Source organism: Sphingobium boeckii (assembly GCF_014199215.1).
Classification (GTDB): domain Bacteria; phylum Pseudomonadota; class Alphaproteobacteria; order Sphingomonadales; family Sphingomonadaceae; genus Sphingobium_A; species Sphingobium_A boeckii.
On the sequence record NZ_JACIJC010000009.1, the window covers coordinates 24,427 to 44,346 of the forward strand.

A 19,920-nucleotide genomic window follows, 5' to 3' on the forward strand; every position below is an offset into this window, starting at 1 on the left:
TCTCCCTCCTGTTGGATTGCTTAGAATACGACGACGCTGCGGATCGATTCGCCCGCGTGCATCAGATCGAAGCCCTTGTTGATCTCTTCGAGCGAGAGAACATGGGTGATCATGGGATCGATCTGGATTTTGCCGTTCATATACCAATCGACGATCTTTGGCACGTCTGTGCGTCCGCGTGCGCCGCCGAAGGCCGAGCCTTTCCAGACGCGCCCGGTGACGAGCTGAAACGGACGGGTGGAGATTTCCTTGCCCGCTTCCGCCACGCCGATCACGACCGAGACGCCCCATCCGCGATGGCAGGCTTCCAGCGCCTGGCGCATGACGATCGTGTTGCCCGTGCAATCAAAGGTGTAATCCGCGCCGCCGCCGGTCAACTCGACCAGATGCTGGACGATATCGCCCTCGATCTCCTTGGGGTTCACGAAATGGGTCATGCCGAATTTGCGGCCCCAGGCCTCGCGATCTGGATTGATATCGACGCCGATGATCTTGTCCGCGCCCACCATCTGCGCGCCCTGCAGCACGTTCAGGCCGATGCCGCCCAGGCCGAAGACGATCACATTGTCGCCCGCCTGCACTTTTGCGGTGTTCACCACGGCACCGACACCCGTCGTGACGCCGCAGCCAATGTAGCAACTCTTGTCGAACGGCGCGTCTTCGCGGATTTTCGCCACGGCGATCTCAGGCAGCACGGTAAAGTTCGAGAAAGTGGAGCAGCCCATATAATGGAAGATCTGCTGACCCTTGTAGCTGAAGCGGCTGGTGCCGTCCGGCATCACACCCTTGCCCTGTGTCGCGCGAATCGCGGTGCACAGGTTGGTCTTGCCGCTGAGGCAGGATTTACACTGGCGGCATTCCGGCGTGTAAAGCGGGATCACATGATCGCCGACCGCAACCGAGGTGACTCCAGCGCCGATCTCGCGGACGATGCCCGCACCTTCATGGCCCAGCACACTGGGGAAGATGCCTTCGCTGTCCAAGCCGTCGAGCGTGTAGGCGTCCGTGTGGCAGATGCCCGTCGCCATGATCTCGACAAGAACCTCACCGGCCTTCGGGCCTTCGAGATCGAGCTCGACGATCTCCAGCGGCTTCTTGGCTTCAAAAGCGACGGCGGCACGGGTCTTCATGAATGTTCCTCCCTGAACGGAAATCTGATTCTGCCTGTAGCGCGCCTATCGAAACCGGCAACCTTCATAGAAAATGTCTATCAACGATAGATCAGGCCAATGCCGATGCGGCTTTCGCGGTCGCCGTAATGGCCGCCACATCGGGCGCACCCTTGGGCACGACCCAGCTTCCACCGACGCACAGCACCTGTGGGATCGCGAGCCAGTCAGCGGCGGTGGATTCGGTGATACCGCCGGTGGGGCAGAACGCGCATTGGCCAAAGACCGCGGTGAGGCTTTTCAGAGCGGGCGTTCCCCCATTGGCCATGGCCGGGAAGAATTTGAAATGAGTAAGGCCCATATCGAGGCCGCGCATCACATCGCCCGCATTGGCGGTGCCGGGCAGGAACGGGATGCCGCTTTCGATCGCGGCCTTACCCAAGGGTTCGGTCAGGCCTGGCGAAACGATGAATTTCGCGCCGGCGTCGATGCTGGCTTTCAAATCTCCGGGATTGAGCACGGTGCCCGCGCCCACGATCGCGCCCTCCACCTTGGCCATTTCCCGTATGGCATCCAGCGCGCAGGCGGTGCGCAACGTCACTTCGAGCACGGTCAGGCCGCCTGCAACAAGCGCCTCAGCGATCGGGCGCGCATGAGCGATGTCTTCAATCACCAACACGGGGATCACGGGCGCGGTGCGCATGATGGTTTCGATGGGCTGCATTGGTATATTCCTATTCTTCGTGTGATCCTCGCGAAGGCGGGGATCCAGCTTCTTCTTTTATCAGCACCGCCTGGATCCCCGCTTTCGCGGGGATGACAGAAGAGGGCAGAATCTCAGAGCCCGGCCAGCGCCAGCATGGCCGAAGCGCCGCGCTCGGCTTCGTCAGCACCGCGACGCATCAATGCGAACAGCTCTCGCCCGGTGCCGAAGGATTGCAGCGCCATCTCAGCGTGCGACCGCGATGCCCATTCGGCCTTGTCAACAAGCGCGGTGAGCTCGCCATTTTCCGCGCAGACGCGCACGATATCGCCATCGCGCAACAGCCCGAGGGGACCGTCGTTCAGCGCTTCGGGGCTGACATGAATCGCCGCGGGCACTTTGCCAGACGCGCCGGACATGCGGCCATCGGTGACCAAGGCCACGCGAAAGCCCTTGTCCTGCAGCACGCCCAGCGGCGGCGTCAGCTTGTGCAATTCGGGCATCCCATTGGCGTGCGGCCCCTGAAAGCGGACGACCACCACCACATCGCATTCCAGCTCACCCGCCTTAAACGCGGTGATCACATCGTCCTGATCGGAAAACACGCGGCAGGGCGCCTCGATCGTCCAGCGTGACTTGTCCACCGCACTCGTCTTGATCATCGCGCGACCGAGATTGCCCTTTAGCAGCCGCATTCCGCCATCGGTCAGGAACGGCGTGGCGGGCGGGCGGAGCATCGTATCGTCCAGCGTTTCGGCGGGCGATTCCACCCATTCCAGCGTCTCGCCGTCCATGACGGGCGTCCTGCCATAAGCCGTCAGATCGCCGTCCCACACGGTCATGATATCGCGATGCAGCAGACCGGCATCCAGCAATTCGCGGATCACATAGCCCATGCCGCCCGCCGCCTGGAAATGGTTCACGTCGCCAGAGCCATTGGGGTAGATGCGCGTGATCAGCGGGATCGCGGCGGAAAGCCGGTCCATATCCTCCCAATCGATGATGATGCCGGCAGCGCGCGCGATGGCGGGCAGATGGATCGCGTGGTTGGTCGATCCGCCCGTGGCCAGCAGCCCGATCGCCGCGTTCACGATCGCTTTCTCATCGACACATAGCCCGAGCGGGCGATAATCACTCCCCTCCCAGCCGATCTGCGTGATCCGGTGCACCGCGGCGCGCGTCAATTCCTGCCGCAGCTTGGTGCCCGGATTGACGAAGGCGGAGCCTGGGACGTGGAGACCCATCACCTCCATCATCATCTGATTGGAATTGGCGGTGCCGTAAAAGGTGCATGTGCCGGCATCATGATAGGATGCCGCCTCGGCTTCAAGCAGCTCGTCACGCGTCGCCTTGCCTTCGGCGTAAAGCTGACGAATGCGCTGCTTTTCCTTGTTCGCAAGGCCCGATGGCATCGGCCCTGCCGGGATCAGGATCGTGGGCAGATGCCCGAAGCGCAGCGCGCCCATCAGCAGGCCGGGCACGATCTTGTCGCAAATGCCGAGGAGGGCCGCGCCTTCGAACATGCCGTGGCTGAGGCCGATCGCCGTGCCCATCGCGATATTGTCGCGACTGAACAGCGACAGTTCCATGCCGAGCTGGCCTTGGGTCACGCCATCGCACATCGCCGGCACGCCACCCGCCACCTGCACGGTGGAGCCGACCTCGCGCGCATAGACCTTCATCTGCTCGGGATAGCGGGCATAGGGCTGATGCGCCGAAAGCATGTCGTTGTAAGCCGTGACCAAGCCGATGTTCATGGCCTTGCCGCCGCGGATCACCACCTTGTCATTGCCTGCGGCCGCAAAACCATGCGCCAGATTGCCGCAGGACAGGCGTGGCCGGTCCACGCCTTTGTCCCGCTCACGCGCGATCAGTTCCAGATAGGCGCTGCGTCCCTGTTTCGACCGCGCGATGATGCGATCGGTGACGGCGGCGATGTCTGGATGGAGGGTCATGCTGCGCTCACCTCGTCATGCATCCAACCAGTGGATATCGATCGGCTGCTCATAATCCGCCAGCACACGGCCGATCGGCACGGTGGAACTGGGGCCGTCTTCGATTGCGCGTTCGAGCACCTTGCGCTTGTCCGCGCCGGTGATCGCGATCGTGATCGTGCGCGCCGTGACGATCGATTCCTTGGTCAGCGTCACGCGCGCGATCGGCGCTTCGGCGGGCAAGGGATCGGGCATCACACCTGTCGCGCGCCGCGTCTTGGGGCCGTTCAACGCTTCATCCAGATCGGGGCCGGGGAAGATCGAAGCGGTATGTCCATCCGCGCCGATCCCGAGCCACACCAGATCGATCGGCCAGTGCAGATCCTGCAAGCGGGCGTCAGCCGCATTGCCGGCCATCTTGTAATCCTTATTCTCGGTCGCGATCGGCAACACGCGCGCACCCAGCGGGATGAACACCTTGGCGATCGCCGCGATGTTGCTCAGCGGATCATTGACCGCCACCAGACGATCGTCGGTGGGGATGATCGTGACATGCTTCCACTTGAGCTTGGTCGCCGCGAGCTTGGCGAACACGGGGGCGGGTGTCTTGCCGCCGGGAAACGCCACCAGCGCCTGGCCGCGTGCGTCAAGCGCCTGTTCGATGATGAACGCAATGTCGCCGGAGACGGCCTCGGCCCATTCGTCCTCATCCTCATAGTCCCAGAATTCGGCTTCAATCATGCCCGTTCCTAATCATGCCCGTTCCTAATCATGCCACGTCACTCCGTCTCTTTCCGTCAGCGCGATGGCGGCCGAAGGCCCCCAGCTTCCTGCGCCATATGTCTTGGGCGTCATGCCATTGGCGGCCCAGCCGGCGCGAATGGCATCAATCCAGTCCCATTGCGCCTCCACCTCGTCGCGTCGCACGAACAATGTGGGGTCGCCTTCGATCAAATCCAGCAGCAGCCGTTCATAGGCGATCCGCCGCCGCGCGCCGGCAAAGGCATGGGTGAGCGACAGATCAAGCGGCACTTCGCGCAGCACGATCCCGCCTCGGTCCAGCCCCGGCTCCTTCGCCATCACCTGCAGCCGGATATTCTCCTCGGGCTGGAGGCGGATGATCATCTTGTTTGCCTGGAGCTTGCCGCCCTTTTTGGCGAAGATGCTATGCGGTATGTTCTTGAACTGGATGAAGATTTCCGATTGCCGCGTCGGCAGCCGTTTGCCGGTGCGCAAATAGAAGGGCACGCCATGCCAGCGCCAATTATCCACATGCGCCTTGATCGCGACGAAGGTTTCGGTGTCTGATGGCTTGCCCAGCTCATCAGCATAGCCGGGCACGGCTTCACCCTTGCTGGCGCCCGCGCCATATTGGCCGGTCACGCTGTGGGTTGCGGCGGAATCGGCGTCGATCCGGCGGAGCGACCGCAGGACCTTCACCTTTTCGTCGCGCACGGCCGTCGCGTCGAAGCTCGCCGGCGGCTCCATCGCCACCAGGGCGAGCAATTGGAGCATATGGTTCTGCACCATGTCGCGCAACGCGCCCGCGCCGTCGTAAAAGCCCACGCGACCCTCAAGACCCACGGTTTCGGAGACGGTGATCTGAACATGATCGATGCCGTTCGCATTCCACAAAGGCTCGAACATCATATTGGCGAAGCGCAGGGCCAGCAGATTCTGGACGGTTTCCTTGCCGAGATAATGATCGATGCGGAACGTGCGCTCTTCCGGGAAAGCCGCGGCGACGGCGTCGTTGATTTCGCGCGAACTGGCGAGATCGGTGCCCAGCGGTTTTTCCAGACCGATGCGCACGTTGTCGCCAGCCAGGCCCGCGCTTTTCAGGCCCGCAATCGTCGGCTCGAACAGGAAGGGCGCGGTCGAAAGGAAGATCGCCATCCCCTTCGATGTGTCGCCCACCTTGTCCGCCAGCGCGGGGAATCCCTCAGGCGTTGAGGCGTCCAGCGGCTGATAGGACAGGCGCTCGAGGAAGCTCGCCAGCGCCCCTGCATCCTTGCGCTCTTCGGGCAGGAATTCCTCAAGCGCCGCCCGCGCGAAATCCCGATAAGCGCCGTCGTCCAGATCGCTGCGTGCGGTGCCGACGATTCGCAGATGGGCCGCCACCAGCCCGTCGGCGTGTAACGCATAAAGCGAGGGGAGCAGCATACGACGAGCAAGATCGCCGGTCGCGCCGAACAGCAGAAGCGTTTCAAAGGCCATATACGGCCTCATCCCTTAGCTGATCCCTAGGGTCAACTACCGTTACGCAGCCGCCGCGAAATTAGTGGCAATTTAATGCCGGTGCTCACGCTTCAGCGTGTAGCGCCCCTCGCTATACCCGTCGAAAATGCCCGAAATCGCGGGATGGTCGATCGGCTCCTCGCTATCGTCGGTCACCAGATTCTGCTGGCTGACATAGGCCACATAGCTGCTCTCCGCATTCTCGGCGAGCAGATGGTAAAAGGGCTGATCGCGCCGCGGGCGGATGTCTTCGGGGATGGCGTCATACCACTCCTCGCTATTGGCGAAGACGGGATCGATATCGAACACCACACCGCGGAATTCGAAGACCCGGTGGCGCACCACGTCGCCGATCGAAAAGCGCGCATGGGAAAGAATAGGCGTTGCCGGGGGGAGCGCATTGGGCGTGGCAGGAAAACTGGACTGGTTCATTCCCTCAATTTAGGTTCGATTTCGGCTGACGCAAGCGGATAGCTTGCAGCGCAGCAAAGGCTGCGCTAAGGCCCGCCCCTCAATCGACCGGCCGGAGCCCCTTGCGGGCGCCCGTCCTTCTGCGGAGAGGTGGCAGAGTGGTCGAATGCACCGCACTCGAAATGCGGCGTGCCCGCGAGGGTACCCAGGGTTCGAATCCCTGCCTCTCCGCCAAATCTGCTCGCAACTGCTTGTTTTGCTGCAATTAAATCACCGGTTCTCGAATTGGTCCCACTTTTGGTCCCATTATGATTGGAAACAGACCTTTGTGGGATTCCACAAATTTCGAAGCGACAATTCGGTTGGGGAATTAGCCCGGCGCGCCGATCCGCGTCTTCCGCACGCCCGGGATTGCTAGTTGCCAATTCTTCCCGTGAGACAAATCTTGTGGCTATCTGGAGGATCACGAATAGGACCCATTCCACTAGAGCCGCGTAGAGGTTACCAAAAATATCGCCTAGTGCGTTGTTTTTGCTTGATGAATTGGCAATTCTCCGGAATCATCCCCACACTCTCACCTACACATTGTTTCGGCTTTGGTGCGTCCGAATGGCTGTTTTGGCATGGGCTACGGAAGATTATAGCGTTCTCGGATGCCGAAGGTCATTCCAACGTCTTGGGATGGTGGTTTCGCGACCGTCGGCTTTTGGAAAGACGACCGGCGATAGCTGACGCTGCGCGGTAAAAAAATCATTTGGCAGCAATCGCCCAAAAGCTGACGTTAGACACGGAGCCGGGAGGGGCCATTATCTCAAGTAGGGAAGTTGGTGTCTACAAACTCTCGGGCGAATTGCTCGGGATCAACCGAATATCCCGCTGCGTCCGCCTTAGCCTTCCCATTTTCCCATATTTGCTTGATCTTCAGGGGCAGATTTGGGGGAAATTTCATCTGCGTCGCGACCATGTCAAACCATGAGCCGTTGATACCAAGCGCTGATGAAAGCTTAGGGGCCATCATATTTAAGGCGTATTCCTGCTGCTCATCCAGCTCACCTATCGAGCTGAGGACATAACAATCCATCAGCTTGAGGAGAGGCTTCCCTTCGTACCTCGACATGCTCGATTACCCTCGATTTAGCGGCACGCCGTGTTGCGATCTGCATATAGCGTTTGTACCAATGCCAACGCCCGCTTTCCACCATAATCGGTCGTGCAGCGTTCGTCTTGCCATCTGAATGAGCGACGGGTTTCAGGCGTAATGATGACATGACCGAGTGTCCCAAACTGGTCGACATGCGACGGTCCCCTTTCCCAAGGCTCTCAGCTTACCGGACTTCTATCTCCAGAGGACATGGCACAGGTTTGCGCGTACGCTTTGTCTCTTCCCGACATTTCGAAAGCGTCTTCTGATCTCTTTCCGGGATCGTTGCCCCACTGATGACGAGCGCTTCCCTCGTTGGATCGGCCACCTGCAAAAGTCGGAGCCCGGCATCCCATCCGTCTCGCCGCATTACCTTCACGGCCATACGTTCGGGGACAAGCCAGTTCTCGGGAAGCGCACGCGCAACGGCGCCAGGCATGGTAGCCGCGATGAGGATCCCCATAACCAACGCCGCCGCTGCCGTTCCCATCAGCCAGTGCCTCTGTTTCCGCTCAGCGCGTGCCGAAGCCACCACTGTGGTGATGGAGTGCGCGGCCTGATCAGATCTGATCAGCGCCTGCCGCAGGGCGTCATGATCTTCTTTCCTCACCGTGCGCGCAGCCACTTCGATCTGATGCGCAATGGTTTCAGGCGTCAGCGCCACCCCTGGGCGTTCAACCAGACTCCGATACGCTGCGACCAGTTTCTGCTGATATTCGGCCAGTTTTGCAAAATCCGGCGCATAGTCGCGCCCATGCAATTCCTGCTGCCGCACCGCAAAGCCCTCAATCGCTGCGATCAGGATCGCAAGCTTCTGCGCCATGGCGTTGAACGCCACCGCCGGGTCATTGGCATTGGTGGAAGTTTCAGGAGAAGCGGAGATCGTCATGTTCATAAACCAAGTCCTCGAGAGCGGCCGCGGCCAAGAGAGTCGGTCAGTTCATGCTTCACCGCGCGTGACCGGACGTGCGCGGAGAGTTCGTGTCCGATGTCCCCTGACCGGGTGCCGGGGGTCCATTCCTTCGACCATTGTCTGCCGAGGCCAAGCTGCTGGCCGCGTTTGCTGAGCGCGGATCCCAGCGCCGGATCCTTCTCCAGGCCTTGCGCCATCGTTTTCATCTGATTGCGCACCGCGTCACTGCCCTCTTTGTCATAGCGGGTATCCAGCTGCGCCCGACGGGCCTTGAGCTGCTGCCAGCCCTGCACGAACCGGTCGGCGCGCAGTTCGGGATTGGTACGCATCTCGGTCTCGAGCTGAAGTGCGCGGAGCGCACTGGCGGCCCGGCCATTGGCCGCTTCGCTGATCAGGCCAGGATTATGCGCAAACGCCTCTTCGAGATCGCGCGCGCCATGCGGCTGCAGGCGATCGAGCGCCACCGCCGCCGTCGCACGTGCGGTCTTGTGAACCTCCAGCGCAGGCAAGCCTTTGACCGTCATACCCTGCATGTCTTCAACGCTGCGCGCATAGCGCGCGACCGCCGTCTCCAATGTCTTGGCCTGATCGGCTGCACGCGCGGGTAACGGACTGGCATTGAGCTGCAAGCCATCGAACATGCCGCGTGAGGGCGGTGCCTGATGGACTTGGGTGCCAAGCTGCAACCCGTCGAACATACCACGCTGGATTGAGGGTTGGGCAGGCTCCGGCGCAAGCAGCTCAAGCTGCGCCCATCCCGGCATTCTCTCGGCCGCAAACATCTGCGCCATGGCGACCCGGATGTCGCGGCGCTCGGCAAAGGCGCTGGTGTCATAATCGAGCGCGGCATCCTTGGCGCGCTCGCGCGACAAGGTTCGGACGAGCTTGCCACGATCGGCAAAGTCATCCTTGCCATAATAGAGATGCACACCGTCCTTGTGCCGCGACAAAGCGACATAGGTGGCGTGCCGGTCGAGACCCGGTGTGGCGAGCACATGGACCCTGTCGACCGTGACACCCTGCGCCTTGTGGATGGTGGTCGCATAGCCATGATCCACGTCGGCATAGGATTTGGTGTCGAACGCGACGCTGCGGCCATCGTCGAGGCGGACCTGCATATGGTCTGTGCTGACCTGTTCGATGACACCTGCGGACCCATTCTTCACTCCGAGAGAGCGTTCGTTGCGAAGGAACATGATACGATCATTTTGCGAAAACAAGCGCTCGCCCTGTGCTGTTTTGACAGCAATATCAGTGACTAACGTCCCATCACGACGCAGGGCATCGCGTGCCAGCGCATTCAGTTCATCGCATTCATGTCGCGTGTGCGTCAGAATGATCCGGCTGGCCGCAGGTTCGGCTTGCCGGTCCCGATTCCAGCCCTCGATCAGCGCCTTTCTGGCCGAATCACGCTTCGCATGTTCATGCATCATGTGGGCTCTCGCATAAGCTTTGAGCGCTTCACCCGTGCGGCCAGTCGCAAGCATTCTGGTCGCGTCACGCTGCCAGCCTTCCGACTGACGGCGAACCTCGGTGATCTCGATCGCGCCATGCCGTTCGGCGAGCGCGCGGAAGGGTGCTCCGGCCTCGATCGCCTGGAGCTGCTGGACATCGCCGATCAGCACAAGCTTGGCCTCGGCCTTGTGCACAGCGGCGACGATCCGCTCCATCTGCCGCGCGCCGATCATCCCGGCTTCGTCGATGACCAGCACATCTTTCGATGTGAGCAGATCACGCCCCTGGCCCCATTGATGTTCGAGGCTGGCGATCGTGCGTGACCGAATGCCCGAACCGACCTCAAGGTTATCGGCCGAGATGCCGGACAAGGCTGCACCGCGCACGCTGTAGCCTTGTTGTTCCCAGGCCTCGCGCGCGAGCCCGAGCATGGTCGACTTGCCAGTGCCGGCATAGCCGACCACCAATGCAATATCTGTCTTTGTTCCTATATGATGGAGAGCGGCCTGCTGTTCCCCTCCCAGATGCAGGCCGCGGGTTTCGGCTGCCGCGATCCCACGCGCGAGCGCGGTGGCCGGAACCTCATGGCCGTGACGCTCTGCCAGGCCGTCGGTCATGCGCTGCAGGCGCAGTTCGCTCTCGATCATCGAGCGCGATGTGAACCGCGCCTCACCGCGCCCATCGGTGCCCAGTTCAACGAGGTCGGGACTAGCCTTCATGGCGCCGAGCACGCGCTCATATTGATCCTGATCTGCCGAATGCCGATGCGCGAACATCGCCATATCGCGTTTGGTGAACGTGGCTTGGCTGTGCGTCATCGCTTCGACGCCAACCGATGGCTGCAACACGATCTTCGCGCCGTTGCGCCGCGCGATCTCGAGATGATCGACCGCACGCTCGGCATCCTCGCCGCGCTCAAGCCGGCGCGATCCCGCAGGCCCGATCTTGTTCTGCGGTTCGAGGTCGATCCCCTGCGCTTCAAGCGTGCGCCGATTGATGCGCGCGTCGATGTCCAGCGCGGCCAGGCGCGCGTTGACATGGCTCTCCCAGCGCTCGCGCCATTGCTGCAGCAGATCGGTGCGGTTCCAATCGCGGACCTTTGGCCCGAACCCCTCTTCGCTGACTTCACGCATGCCGAGCATCACATGGGCATGCGGCTTGGCCTCACCGTCAGCCCCCACATCCCAATGCACATTGAGATCGGCCACCATGCCATGGGCGACAAACTCCCGCGCCACGAAGTCGCGCGCGAGCGCGATGCCCTGCTCCTGGGTCAGTTCTCTGGGGATGGCAAACTCAACCTCGCGTGCGAGCTGCGCGTCCTTGCGCACCTCTGCCGCTTCGACATCATTCCACAGCGTGGCGCGATCATTCCAGCGCTCCGGCGCGCCGTCCGGCAGCGTGATCTCGCTATGGACGACACCCGCCTTGTTGGAGAAGTCATGCGCGCAGTCCAGCCGCTGGTCATGCAGCCGCGAGGCCGAGCGATAGGCGGCCGCTGCCACAGCGCTGCTGCCGGCAGCGCGTGAGATCACCTTCACCGAGAAATGATAGATCGCCATGTCGGCAATCCAACTACACTTAAAAAAGCACGTCGGCACGACGTATAAGCGCGCTCTCAAAACATTTCATGATTTTCGAGAATGCGTTGTTCCACGGTGTAGCAGCCCGTTTGCATCATCGAAACAATCGATCACTCTCGCATCACCGGGGCCATAAGATGGAGACCGCACATGCGAAAATTGCGTGACTATGATGCTGAACTCAGAGCGCTCGAGAGCAAGACCCGCGACCTCAGGGCGAAGCGGATCCAGCAGCTGGGCGAGTTGGTGACCGCTTGCGGCGCGGGTGACATGGACGCCGAGACGCTCGCCGGGATATTGCTCGAAGGTGCTGGCAATAGCGACAAGGCCATCAGGGAGGGCTGGCGCCGGCGGGGGGCGGCTTTCTTTCAAGGCAGCGGCACCCAAGGCAACGCTCATCGTGGATCTGGGAAAGTCGCGCGCGGCAGCGCGGCGGCTGCGGGCGCAGCGCTACAGGATCCAGCTGAGCAAGGCGCGCCATGACACAAGGGCCTGGGTCGTGAAGCGCCGCGAACGCACCCATCATCTGATCGAGCTCGGCGGCCTCGTTCTGAAGTCGGGTCTGATCGAGCTGATGGAGGATGACCGGTTCGCGCTTTATGGTGCACTGCTCGATATTGCGGCACAGGTTCAAGGGGAGAATGGTGCCGCGCAGATCGCGCTCTGGCAGCGCCGCGGCAAGCGCGCATTTCGCATGGAAGCCGAAGCCATGGCGGAGCGCAAAGTGTGAAACGAACATGCGATGTCCCCGCTGCCGAGGCAGCGGGGACATCGGGGTCAGTCGGCCGGGTTCCAGATAAGGGCGAACTCATCGTCCTTGCCACCGGCAGCACGGCCGAGATTGGCATAGAGCCGGCGTGGACCGAACTCGGGGGCGGCCAGGACCAGCGACACATAGTCCTTGCCCGAGGTCTCGCCGGTGCGGATCCAGGCGGCGCCAATCTCGGTCTCGCCCGACACGATCCGATAGTCGGGATGGCTGGGCGATGTCTTGCTGGCAACGGGGGTGATGGCGATCTCGGCCCGGATGCTGAGCGTCCTGATCTGGCCTTTGAAGCTGCCGTCCCTGGTGAGGGTCACATGTCCGATGGCTGGCATTGTCTTTACTCCTTCATATGGCCCAAGGGACCATCCCCTGGGCGACACGACGGTCAGAGAGGCGGGGCATGAGGCGGGTTCGAACCGCCAGGCCGCAGCGAAGCGCAGGACCGGAAGCGGCGGGTCATTTTGGCGCGCGAGGAGCAGGCGAATGCCTGCGGGGAAAATGATCCGCCAGCGATGGTTTTGAAACTGCGGACCCGCCTTAGACCAAGGCGTCAAAGGCCATGGGTTGCTTCCGGCATAAGATCGGAGTGTGGCAGGGCAGCAAGGATCTGTGGGCTGCACGAGCCTGGCGTCTGGCAGCGATCTTCACAGCCAGGCGTTGTCGTGTCGAGCATATCATATTCAAGGAGGCAGCTATGTTCGTCGCAGTTTATTCGTGGCGGGTCGTCCCCGGCAAGGAAGAGCGGTTCAGGCGCGCCTGAGCACGCGGCACTGACCTCATTCGCGAGCGCTATGGCAGCTATGGTTCAAGGCTGCACCGCGATGCCGATGGACGGTTCGTTGGCTATGCCGAATGGCCCGACGAAGCCACCTGGCGGACGGCGTTCGACCAGAAGATGGTCTATGATGAGCCGGAAACCCGTGCTGCGTTTGAAGATGTCATTGCAGAAGTGCCCGCCGACGCAGATCCGATCTTCACCATGACCGTGACTGACGATCTGCTGGTGCGATCGCGCCCGTCCTGATGAGGCCCGTTGGACGAGAAATTGCGGTGACAGTGTCCAAGGTTTGATCGGCATCCCTTGCTGCAACGAGCATTGCCGGGTGTCTGTTCTCAGCAGTTCATGCAAGCGCTTCGATCCGGCTGTGAGGATGACGGACACAGCGTGCAAAACAGCTTCCCCCACCCTATGTTGCGATCATGCAGATTTTTACCATTGGCTATGAAGGCGCGACCCAGTCCGAAGTCATTGCGACCCTCAAGGACGCCGGTGTCACCTTGCTTGCCGACGTGCGCGCCGTGCCACTGTCGCGTCGGCCAGGGTTTTCAAAGAATATTCTTGCAGCGGGACTGAAGGAAGCCGGCATTGACTATGTTGGTCTGAAGGCGCTGGGAACGCCGCCCGAAGGTCGGGAAGCTGCGCGAAAAGGCAATCATGCCCGCCTGGCCGAGGTTTATGCAGGGCAGCTCGAGCTGCCCGAAGCGATGGTCCAGGGCGCACAGCTGGTTGAGATGGCGCATGATCAACCCACGGCCTTGCTTTGTTTTGAACGCGACCCAATTGGTTGCCATCGGTCGCTGTTTATCGATGCCATTCTACCGGACGCCGAGCGTGTCGATCTTTTCGTAACGGCTGCGCCGCAGGCCGAGTCCTGATTCAATAAAGCTGAACATCTGAAGTCGACCAATTCCATTGTTCAGCCATCGAATTTCGAGCTCCAGGGATCGGACCGTCGTCTATTCGGAGGCTTCCAACCAAATTCTTTATCCCCTGTCGCGATCGCAGGCAGTCGACAAATTTGGTGGAAATGAAGCTTTTCCGAATTTGACTGCCTTAATGCCCAGATTCTGGACATGCGGGATGTCAGTCAATCCAAAGACCGTGCGCTCGATGCCAATCTTCAAGCGCATTTTCGGGGTATCTGCCGTTCAGCGCATCAGGCGGGGCTATGCTCTTCCACCTGCTCAGCAAGCTCTATGAGCGTACCAGCGTCATCATCACCACCAACCTGAGCTTCAGCGAATGGGCCAGCGTGTTCGGCGATGCCAAGATGACCACCGCACTCCTCGATCGGCTCACCCATCACTGCCATATCCTGGAGACTGGAAACGACAGCTTCCGCTTCAAAAACAGCTCGGCCCACCAGGTCAAAACCAAAAAGGAGAAGACGCCATCTTGACCCACCAATGAAACTCGAAACATAACCTACAGACGGGTCACTTCTCGATGAAAACCCCGGGTCACTTCTCAGCAGCAATCAACAAGCCCGACCCCTGTTACCCATTCATCGACAAGTCGGGCATATTGGCGAGTACTGAGATGCCCATTGTGGTCCACTCGGCTCGGAAAGACATAGTCGTCCACCGTGGCACCTCGACGTTCGAGCCATGCCAACAGGCTGGTCCGAGCATCGGGTAGCAATTCAAACTGAACAGGCCGGCCAGTTTTCTGCTGCATCACGATCGCGCGCGTCCGGATTTGCCCGCCGCTAACCAGATCACCGATTTTCATCCGCACAAGATCACAGCCGCGAAGTTTGCTATCGATGGCAAGGTCGAACAGCGCGCGATCCCGCAAGCGGCGTCGCTGATTGAGGTAGAATCGTATCTCCCAGATTTGCTTTGGCTTTAGGGCGCGCTTCGCGCCCACGGCTCTTCCGGCATTCCAGACCTGACGCTTGGTGGCGGTGGCTTCTGTTTCAAGCATCTCCATGATTGTTCTCCAGTGGCCAAAATTGGCCATCTGAAGAACGTCTGTCGGTCCAATCGCTAAATTCTTGGGAGGCTCGTGCCGACCACTTGTCGCCATTCATAAAAAGATTCGCTCCCCCAGGAGCGGTCCTGCTGATTATCCTTACTGGGTGCCTAAAATGGTGCATTGCAGTCGCTAAGCCGGTCGGGCTCCCCGCAACGGCGACGAGCCAGTCGATTTCGTATTTCGGTGCCTTCAGCCAAGGTTAAAGCATCCTCCACATCGACTCGCCGAGTTCATTATACGGACCGGCTCGCCTTCCGCCTAGACCCAGCCTTGCCCCGCGGTCAGGACCAGCAACTGGCCAAGCGGATGCGTGTGCCAGTTGGTATGCGAACCGGGCCTGCGGCATCACCACGACAGACGTCGAAGCGCGCCTGCCATGTGCCGCCAAACTACGATAACCAATCTGGGCATAAACGCGGCAGGCACTTTCGATGTCGCCCAGTTATACATGCGCATGACGGCATGATGAATTCCGAGGCTGCCTTGTTGGTTTGCTCGCGCATGAACGGTCAAGAATAGAGATGTTCGTTGAGGTCGCCGCAGTTTTCTCGCGCCGTTCAGCGGCTAATTTTCTTACGCAATTTTGGCATCCCAATTGAAGCTCGCAGTTCCGGCTTAAGCGCGATTACCCAGAAGCCACTTTCAGTGCACGCGAACCAAATATGGCCTGTCTTCGCAACATAGCGAACATGCGACATGCACGCATCGCCGGGTTTGAAATAAGCGATTTCGACCGGATCCGAGGGATTACGAAGGTCCGCGATACGAAGCCCCGCATACATGAAGGGGAACAGGCCCAGATGGGTATCAGTCGGACTATCGACATCGTTAAAATGGGAGGTCGCCGTGCCGGGCCTGCCGACCACGCCGCCGGTAGCGGATTCGATACCCTCACGCGGTGGGCAGTTTTCCTTGATGTTCATCTGCAACCGGAACTGACCGACGACGACCGGATTCTTTTCGTCAGCGATGTTGCTAATCCTGGGCCAGGATCCGGGACAAGCCACGAGTTCACCAGCGCCCACAAGATATGGCACGCCCTTGATATTGGCACGCACCGCCGAATGCCATCCGCCATGTTGCGAGGTACCGATCAGGCGCATCCCCGGATTGGCGCGGCCCTCAGCAAGATCGCTATTGTCGAGAATATAGATGCCGCCGGCTTCCGGCCCGAGGCCCACAGGATTGGGCGGTGAAATCTTGATGCCCTTGTTAAGATCATCGCCTTTGGATGCGATTACCCCGACATAGAGACGCCGTTCGTCGGGGCTTATCGACAGTTCGTGTGGCGCGAATTCATAGTTGGTGCCGTCCGGCCGAGTCACCGCGAACTTGCCGACGAAACGCGGTTTAGACATGTCGGAGATGTCCATCACCTGGATACCACCGGCACCAGTAAAAGGATTGAGGACCGTCCCGTAAACGCGGCGCCCATTGGGTGAAACTGTAATGGTATGCGTGGGTTCGGGCCATTTGACTTCCGACAACAACTTTGGATCGGCGCAATTGGAGATATCATATAGGTCTAGCCAACCCTCCTTGGGGCCATTGATCCCGGAAACCCCGCCATAGGTCGAGGCGGCGAGAACGGCTCGATCGGAAGCGACGACAGCATTCATTGTTTCGCCGGCGTCGAGTGCTCCCTTGTCTTGAAGGTATCGCACAACCTTCGGAAAATGGGGATCGCGAACATCGATGACCGCTACGCCCGAAGTAGGACCTAAGGACTGTTTGGCCACCTGCCCTGTAGGCGACATCCCACCCGAGCCTGCGACGTAAGCGCAGTGTCCTGCCCAGGTGGTAATGACATTTCCGGTCCGGTTACCAATGGGGCTGTGGCCCACTATCCGGACACCCTTTGAATATGGGTGGCGAAGAACAATAGCCTCTCCGGCCAGTGTCTCTCCCTGCTTGCCGGCCTCAAGACGGTCGTTATCCTTTGCTATTGCAGGAGAAAATGTTGCGACGTGGAGAAGCATTAATCCCGGCAACGCTGTCAGGCTGAATGTCCGGTGCCGTTTTGGGTGACGCAGCATATTTTACCCTCCTAAGATATGTTTTGTTGTTATTGACTTGGTGGGATCGCGTTAGTCGCGGGCTTAATTCGTACCTGGAGATTCGGCCAGTCTGCCATCGATCGCCCAATTTAAGGTTGGAGGTTCAATAGCAGCCGCTTGATGAGCATTGTCGATCCTCCGGTCATCGTCGGCCCCACATCGGGTGCAAGCGCGAACGGTCCAATATATCTGAACCAGGTCTCGTACATAATCCTGAGTTCAAGGCGGGCCAGATGCATGCCGGCGCATAAATGATGGCCGCCGCCAAAAGTGAGGTGCTTTTGCCCTTCGCCATCGCCGCCGGGCTCGTTACTCGCAGGCCAGCACATCGACCAAACGAGGTCGCCGGCCTTCAGCGTTACGCCCTCGATTTCAACATCCTGCTTTACAATGCGCATCGGGTTCACAAAGGCTGACTTGCGGAGTAGTTTCTCAACCAGGTCAGGCATAGCGACAAGACCGGCGCGCGCCTCATCCTGTAGCTCGGGCTGTTGTGCGAGATAGCGCATGCCATATGACATGGCATTTACCACCGTATCGAGCCCGCCCAGAAAAAGCACATAGCAGATCGACAGCAGGCCCTTGGCGCTGATCGCCTCGCCTTTGACTTTCTCGTCTATCAGCGCGCTGACCAGATCGTCCTTCGGCTCCAGGCGTCGTGCCTCAATCAATTCCGAGAGTATCGCCAGAATGCGGGCGTTAGCGGCCGCTGTTGCCGGCGTGTTGCGGTCGTTGCCTTCCGGACTGATAATTTGCAGCGCTAACGAACGAAACTCGTCGAACCCTTCGGCTGGCAATCCCATCAATGCCATGAAGATCGAGATCGGCATCGGCTCGGCGACGGCGCTGACGAAATCACACGATTTCTGTCCAACCAGCGGTGTGATGAGAGACTCCGCCTTTTGCCGGATGAAATCCTCCAACCGTCGCATCTTGGTCGGTGTGAGATGGCGGACGATCGTCATTCGCCACGGCAGATGTTCTGGCGGATCGAGGCACAGCGGTATCATGTCCGGTGCGCCTTCCTGCGCACCTGCGTTGAACAGCGAGGTCGAGAAGTGATCGCCATCGCTAAACGCTTTCAGAATGTCCTTCTCGCGAAATAAGAGCCAATGCCCGCCGCCATGCGGCGAATATGCGATCGGCGGCGAGCTATTGCGCAATTCGTCCATGCGTTTGAAGATATCGAACGTGAGCGCGACGTCACTGGCAGCGTCGAAGTCGATCACCAACTCTCGTGGCACGTGATCGGGCACTAACAATTCCGACAGGGCCTGGTTCACGAGCATCTCCATAGACGTCTTTTTCCGGAGACTAATGCCAAGGGGGAGATGGACCGTCATATCCCATATGGTACTGTGCCTATGAAAACCTCGCGGTGCTCGGCGCACCGCACGTAATGATGGTCGATTGGGTGCATTATGATTGAACGCGATATGGAGTTGAGCCTGATCTGCGCATTGATCGATGGCGGATTGGAGTCTCCGAAATGGACGACTTTTTTCGCGTTGCTTCAGCGTGCAACCGGTGCAGAGCATGTGATGTTGACGATCCGCATTCCCGGTCGGCCTTACGAAGAGGTGATAACCTTACCGTCCGGCGATCTCGAAGAAAAAGTCCAGGCCACATATCGACAATATTTCCACCCGCACGATGGTATGGTCGATACCGCGATGATCGAGGGCCGGCCTTATTCCCTTGATGAGATGCTGGGCCAGCCGGTAACGCCCAACCAGCAAGCACATCGAAACGTCGTTGAGCTCAACGGCATAACTGCCGCGCGCATGGTGCGGATCGAGGAGACGACCGGCGTTAATGCCTGGTTGATCCTTGTTGGCTATGGGGATGATTTCACATCCGATCTCGATGGGCTGCTCATTACGGTCGCGCGCGTGCTCAAAGGCGTGCTCCGCCAATATGTCGCACTGGAGCGCGAACGCTTTGAAGCCTCATTGACCGGAGAAGCAGCCCGACGCCTCCAGTTCGGATGGCTGACGCTGGATCGCGCCGGGACAGTGCTTGATTGTGACAGCCGTGCTGCCCAGGTGCTTGCTCAGTCCGGGGTGTTAAGCCGGTCCACAACGGGCAGATTGACGTGCAGTACACCGGAATTGGAGCGCGAAATTCGCGAGGCGTTGAGCCATGTGGTTGCCAACGCCGCCAGTCGTCCGCGCGCGATCACGCTCAGCCGGAATCCCTGGCTAGATATGCTGCTGGTGCCGGCGGATCGGAAATCGATTTCAACAAAGGCTAAGCCAGCGGCCATCGCCTATGTCCATGGCGATAGCTGGAGTTCGGTCCAGTGCCGTGATCAACTTGCCGAACTATTCAGGCTTTTGCCGCGCGAGGCCGAAATTGCGCTAGCCCTGTGCCGGGGCATGACGATTGCTGAGGTCGCATCCGATTTGGGGCTCACTGTTGGGACGACGCGGAATTATTCCAAGTCGATCTACGCCAAAACAGGCGCACGTGGGCTTCCGGACCTGGTACGCCTCGTTATGAGAAGCGTGCTCGCCATCGGCCCTTCCTCCATCTAAATAATTGTTAATAAATAGTTTTTCGGTTTTACCAAAGCATTATGGTCAGTGGAATATTGTCGCCGTGTTACGCTAAGATCACCGATCCGCCCGCTTTGTCGGTTTCGTCGCCGTGGCATCGGCCATCGATAATGCCGCTTGATGTTGAGCGGGGCTATCGCGCCCTGCAAGTGTGCGTCCTTTTGTGGTTGCCGCCCGTGGTGCGAAAAGATTTTGATCCGGGTTCCCGAGTAATCGAGTGCGGTCTTCTGTAAGGCCTTCGATTGCGGCATGATCCAGGCCGCTGGGATCGCACTCGGCGCGTGCGATCTTGCT

16 protein-coding genes, 1 tRNA gene and 3 pseudogenes are annotated in these 19,920 nt (G+C 59.9%); 7 read left to right on the forward strand and 13 right to left on the reverse strand.

Annotation, left to right across the window (positions count from 1 at the left end):
* Window positions 1–20 precede the first annotated feature (20 nt).
* From FHS49_RS18975 to hspQ, 6 genes are all read right to left on the reverse strand, one after another.
* A complete protein-coding gene (locus FHS49_RS18975) occupies window positions 21–1,130 on the reverse strand; it encodes an S-(hydroxymethyl)glutathione dehydrogenase/class III alcohol dehydrogenase (protein ID WP_184022088.1) in 1,110 nt (369 codons plus the stop codon).
* A gap of 91 nt (window positions 1,131–1,221) precedes the next feature.
* Window positions 1,222–1,833, reverse strand: a complete 612-nt coding sequence (eda, locus tag FHS49_RS18980; protein ID WP_184022090.1) for a bifunctional 4-hydroxy-2-oxoglutarate aldolase/2-dehydro-3-deoxy-phosphogluconate aldolase — start codon at window positions 1,831–1,833, stop codon at window positions 1,222–1,224.
* A 113-nt stretch (window positions 1,834–1,946) separates the two neighbouring features.
* A complete protein-coding gene (gene edd / locus FHS49_RS18985; protein ID WP_184022092.1) occupies window positions 1,947–3,767 on the reverse strand; it encodes a phosphogluconate dehydratase in 1,821 nt (606 codons plus the stop codon).
* A gap of 15 nt (window positions 3,768–3,782) precedes the next feature.
* Window positions 3,783–4,487, reverse strand: coding sequence for a 6-phosphogluconolactonase (gene pgl / locus FHS49_RS18990; RefSeq protein ID WP_184022095.1), 705 nt, complete (start codon window positions 4,485–4,487; stop codon window positions 3,783–3,785).
* A gap of 24 nt (window positions 4,488–4,511) precedes the next feature.
* On the reverse strand, window positions 4,512–5,963 hold the full coding sequence (gene zwf, locus FHS49_RS18995) for a glucose-6-phosphate dehydrogenase (protein WP_246351093.1): 1,452 nt from the start codon (window positions 5,961–5,963) through the stop codon (window positions 4,512–4,514).
* Between the two features lie 72 nt (window positions 5,964–6,035).
* The gene (gene hspQ, locus FHS49_RS19000; RefSeq protein ID WP_184022101.1) at window positions 6,036–6,416 is read right to left on the reverse strand and encodes a heat shock protein HspQ; all 381 of its coding nucleotides are present in this window, start codon (window positions 6,414–6,416) and stop codon (window positions 6,036–6,038) included.
* A gap of 123 nt (window positions 6,417–6,539) precedes the next feature.
* Between hspQ and FHS49_RS19005 the strand changes: the two genes are divergently transcribed.
* A tRNA-Ser gene (locus FHS49_RS19005) sits at window positions 6,540–6,629 on the forward strand.
* A gap of 577 nt (window positions 6,630–7,206) precedes the next feature.
* Here FHS49_RS19005 and FHS49_RS19010 read toward each other — a convergent pair.
* The 3 genes from FHS49_RS19010 to traA all read right to left on the reverse strand — a co-directional run bounded on the left by FHS49_RS19010 (window position 7,207) and on the right by traA (window position 11,466).
* Window positions 7,207–7,476 (reverse strand): hypothetical protein, encoded by a 270-nt coding sequence (locus FHS49_RS19010; RefSeq protein ID WP_246351095.1) that lies wholly within the window; start codon window positions 7,474–7,476, stop codon window positions 7,207–7,209.
* 244 nt (window positions 7,477–7,720) lie between these two features.
* A complete protein-coding gene (locus FHS49_RS19015) occupies window positions 7,721–8,431 on the reverse strand; it encodes a DUF6118 family protein (RefSeq protein WP_184022107.1) in 711 nt (236 codons plus the stop codon).
* Window positions 8,428–11,466: a Ti-type conjugative transfer relaxase TraA gene (gene traA, locus FHS49_RS19020; protein WP_184022110.1), complete on the reverse strand. Its 3,039-nt coding sequence runs from the start codon at window positions 11,464–11,466 to the stop codon at window positions 8,428–8,430. Before traA ends, FHS49_RS19015 begins: the two co-directional genes overlap by 4 nt.
* A gap of 171 nt (window positions 11,467–11,637) precedes the next feature.
* Here traA and FHS49_RS19025 point away from each other — a divergent pair, with 171 nt between their 5' ends.
* Together FHS49_RS19025 and FHS49_RS19755 are read left to right on the forward strand one after the other, a co-directional pair.
* Window positions 11,638–11,970, forward strand: a complete 333-nt coding sequence (locus FHS49_RS19025) for a conjugal transfer protein TraD (RefSeq protein ID WP_184022112.1) — start codon at window positions 11,638–11,640, stop codon at window positions 11,968–11,970.
* Between the two features lie 16 nt (window positions 11,971–11,986).
* A complete protein-coding gene (locus tag FHS49_RS19755; RefSeq protein ID WP_343053039.1) occupies window positions 11,987–12,217 on the forward strand; it encodes a conjugal transfer protein TraD in 231 nt (76 codons plus the stop codon).
* Between the two features lie 47 nt (window positions 12,218–12,264).
* On the opposite strand, the gene FHS49_RS19035 is transcribed toward FHS49_RS19755, so the two are convergent.
* Window positions 12,265–12,585, reverse strand: coding sequence for a DUF736 domain-containing protein (locus FHS49_RS19035; protein WP_184022114.1), 321 nt, complete (start codon window positions 12,583–12,585; stop codon window positions 12,265–12,267).
* A gap of 362 nt (window positions 12,586–12,947) precedes the next feature.
* Between FHS49_RS19035 and FHS49_RS19760 the strand changes: the two are divergent.
* From FHS49_RS19760 to FHS49_RS19050, 3 genes and pseudogenes are all read left to right on the forward strand, one after another.
* A pseudogene (locus tag FHS49_RS19760) lies at window positions 12,948–13,277 on the forward strand (antibiotic biosynthesis monooxygenase family protein).
* A 176-nt stretch (window positions 13,278–13,453) separates the two neighbouring features.
* On the forward strand, window positions 13,454–13,909 hold the full coding sequence (locus FHS49_RS19045; RefSeq protein WP_184022118.1) for a DUF488 domain-containing protein: 456 nt from the start codon (window positions 13,454–13,456) through the stop codon (window positions 13,907–13,909).
* Between the two features lie 260 nt (window positions 13,910–14,169).
* Window positions 14,170–14,433: pseudogene (locus FHS49_RS19050) on the forward strand (ATP-binding protein); the annotation flags it as partial.
* Between the two features lie 80 nt (window positions 14,434–14,513).
* Here FHS49_RS19050 and FHS49_RS19055 read toward each other — a convergent pair.
* The 3 genes and pseudogenes from FHS49_RS19055 to FHS49_RS19935 form a co-directional block, all read right to left on the reverse strand.
* Window positions 14,514–14,966: pseudogene (locus tag FHS49_RS19055) on the reverse strand (tyrosine-type recombinase/integrase); the annotation flags it as partial.
* Between the two features lie 602 nt (window positions 14,967–15,568).
* Window positions 15,569–17,047, reverse strand: a complete 1,479-nt coding sequence (locus tag FHS49_RS19060; RefSeq protein WP_184022120.1) for an LVIVD repeat-containing protein — start codon at window positions 17,045–17,047, stop codon at window positions 15,569–15,571.
* Between the two features lie 110 nt (window positions 17,048–17,157).
* Window positions 17,158–18,351 (reverse strand): cytochrome P450, encoded by a 1,194-nt coding sequence (locus tag FHS49_RS19935; protein ID WP_184022123.1) that lies wholly within the window; start codon window positions 18,349–18,351, stop codon window positions 17,158–17,160.
* Between the two features lie 138 nt (window positions 18,352–18,489).
* Here FHS49_RS19935 and FHS49_RS19070 point away from each other — a divergent pair, with 138 nt between their 5' ends.
* On the forward strand, window positions 18,490–19,605 hold the full coding sequence (locus tag FHS49_RS19070; RefSeq protein WP_184022126.1) for a helix-turn-helix transcriptional regulator: 1,116 nt from the start codon (window positions 18,490–18,492) through the stop codon (window positions 19,603–19,605).
* Window positions 19,606–19,920 lie beyond the last annotated feature (315 nt).

What these genes read in the sequence shown, in the direction of transcription:
- FHS49_RS19060 (WP_184022120.1), bottom strand. Translation starts at nt 17,047, where the DNA reads ATGCTGCGTCACCCAAAACGGCACCGGACATTCAGCCTGACAGCGTTG.
- FHS49_RS19035 (WP_184022114.1), bottom strand. Translation starts at nt 12,585, where the DNA reads ATGCCAGCCATCGGACATGTGACCCTCACCAGGGACGGCAGCTTCAAA.
- edd (WP_184022092.1), bottom strand. Translation starts at nt 3,767, where the DNA reads ATGACCCTCCATCCAGACATCGCCGCCGTCACCGATCGCATCATCGCG.
- zwf (WP_246351093.1), bottom strand. Translation starts at nt 5,963, where the DNA reads ATGGCCTTTGAAACGCTTCTGCTGTTCGGCGCGACCGGCGATCTTGCT.
- FHS49_RS19045 (WP_184022118.1), top strand. Translation starts at nt 13,454, where the DNA reads ATGCAGATTTTTACCATTGGCTATGAAGGCGCGACCCAGTCCGAAGTC.
- FHS49_RS19025 (WP_184022112.1), top strand. Translation starts at nt 11,638, where the DNA reads ATGCGAAAATTGCGTGACTATGATGCTGAACTCAGAGCGCTCGAGAGC.
- hspQ (WP_184022101.1), bottom strand. Translation starts at nt 6,416, where the DNA reads ATGAACCAGTCCAGTTTTCCTGCCACGCCCAATGCGCTCCCCCCGGCA.
- pgl (WP_184022095.1), bottom strand. Translation starts at nt 4,487, where the DNA reads ATGATTGAAGCCGAATTCTGGGACTATGAGGATGAGGACGAATGGGCC.
- FHS49_RS18975 (WP_184022088.1), bottom strand. Translation starts at nt 1,130, where the DNA reads ATGAAGACCCGTGCCGCCGTCGCTTTTGAAGCCAAGAAGCCGCTGGAG.
- FHS49_RS19010 (WP_246351095.1), bottom strand. Translation starts at nt 7,476, where the DNA reads ATGGATTGTTATGTCCTCAGCTCGATAGGTGAGCTGGATGAGCAGCAG.
- eda (WP_184022090.1), bottom strand. Translation starts at nt 1,833, where the DNA reads ATGCAGCCCATCGAAACCATCATGCGCACCGCGCCCGTGATCCCCGTG.
- FHS49_RS19015 (WP_184022107.1), bottom strand. Translation starts at nt 8,431, where the DNA reads ATGAACATGACGATCTCCGCTTCTCCTGAAACTTCCACCAATGCCAAT.
- traA (WP_184022110.1), bottom strand. Translation starts at nt 11,466, where the DNA reads ATGGCGATCTATCATTTCTCGGTGAAGGTGATCTCACGCGCTGCCGGC.
- FHS49_RS19070 (WP_184022126.1), top strand. Translation starts at nt 18,490, where the DNA reads ATGATTGAACGCGATATGGAGTTGAGCCTGATCTGCGCATTGATCGAT.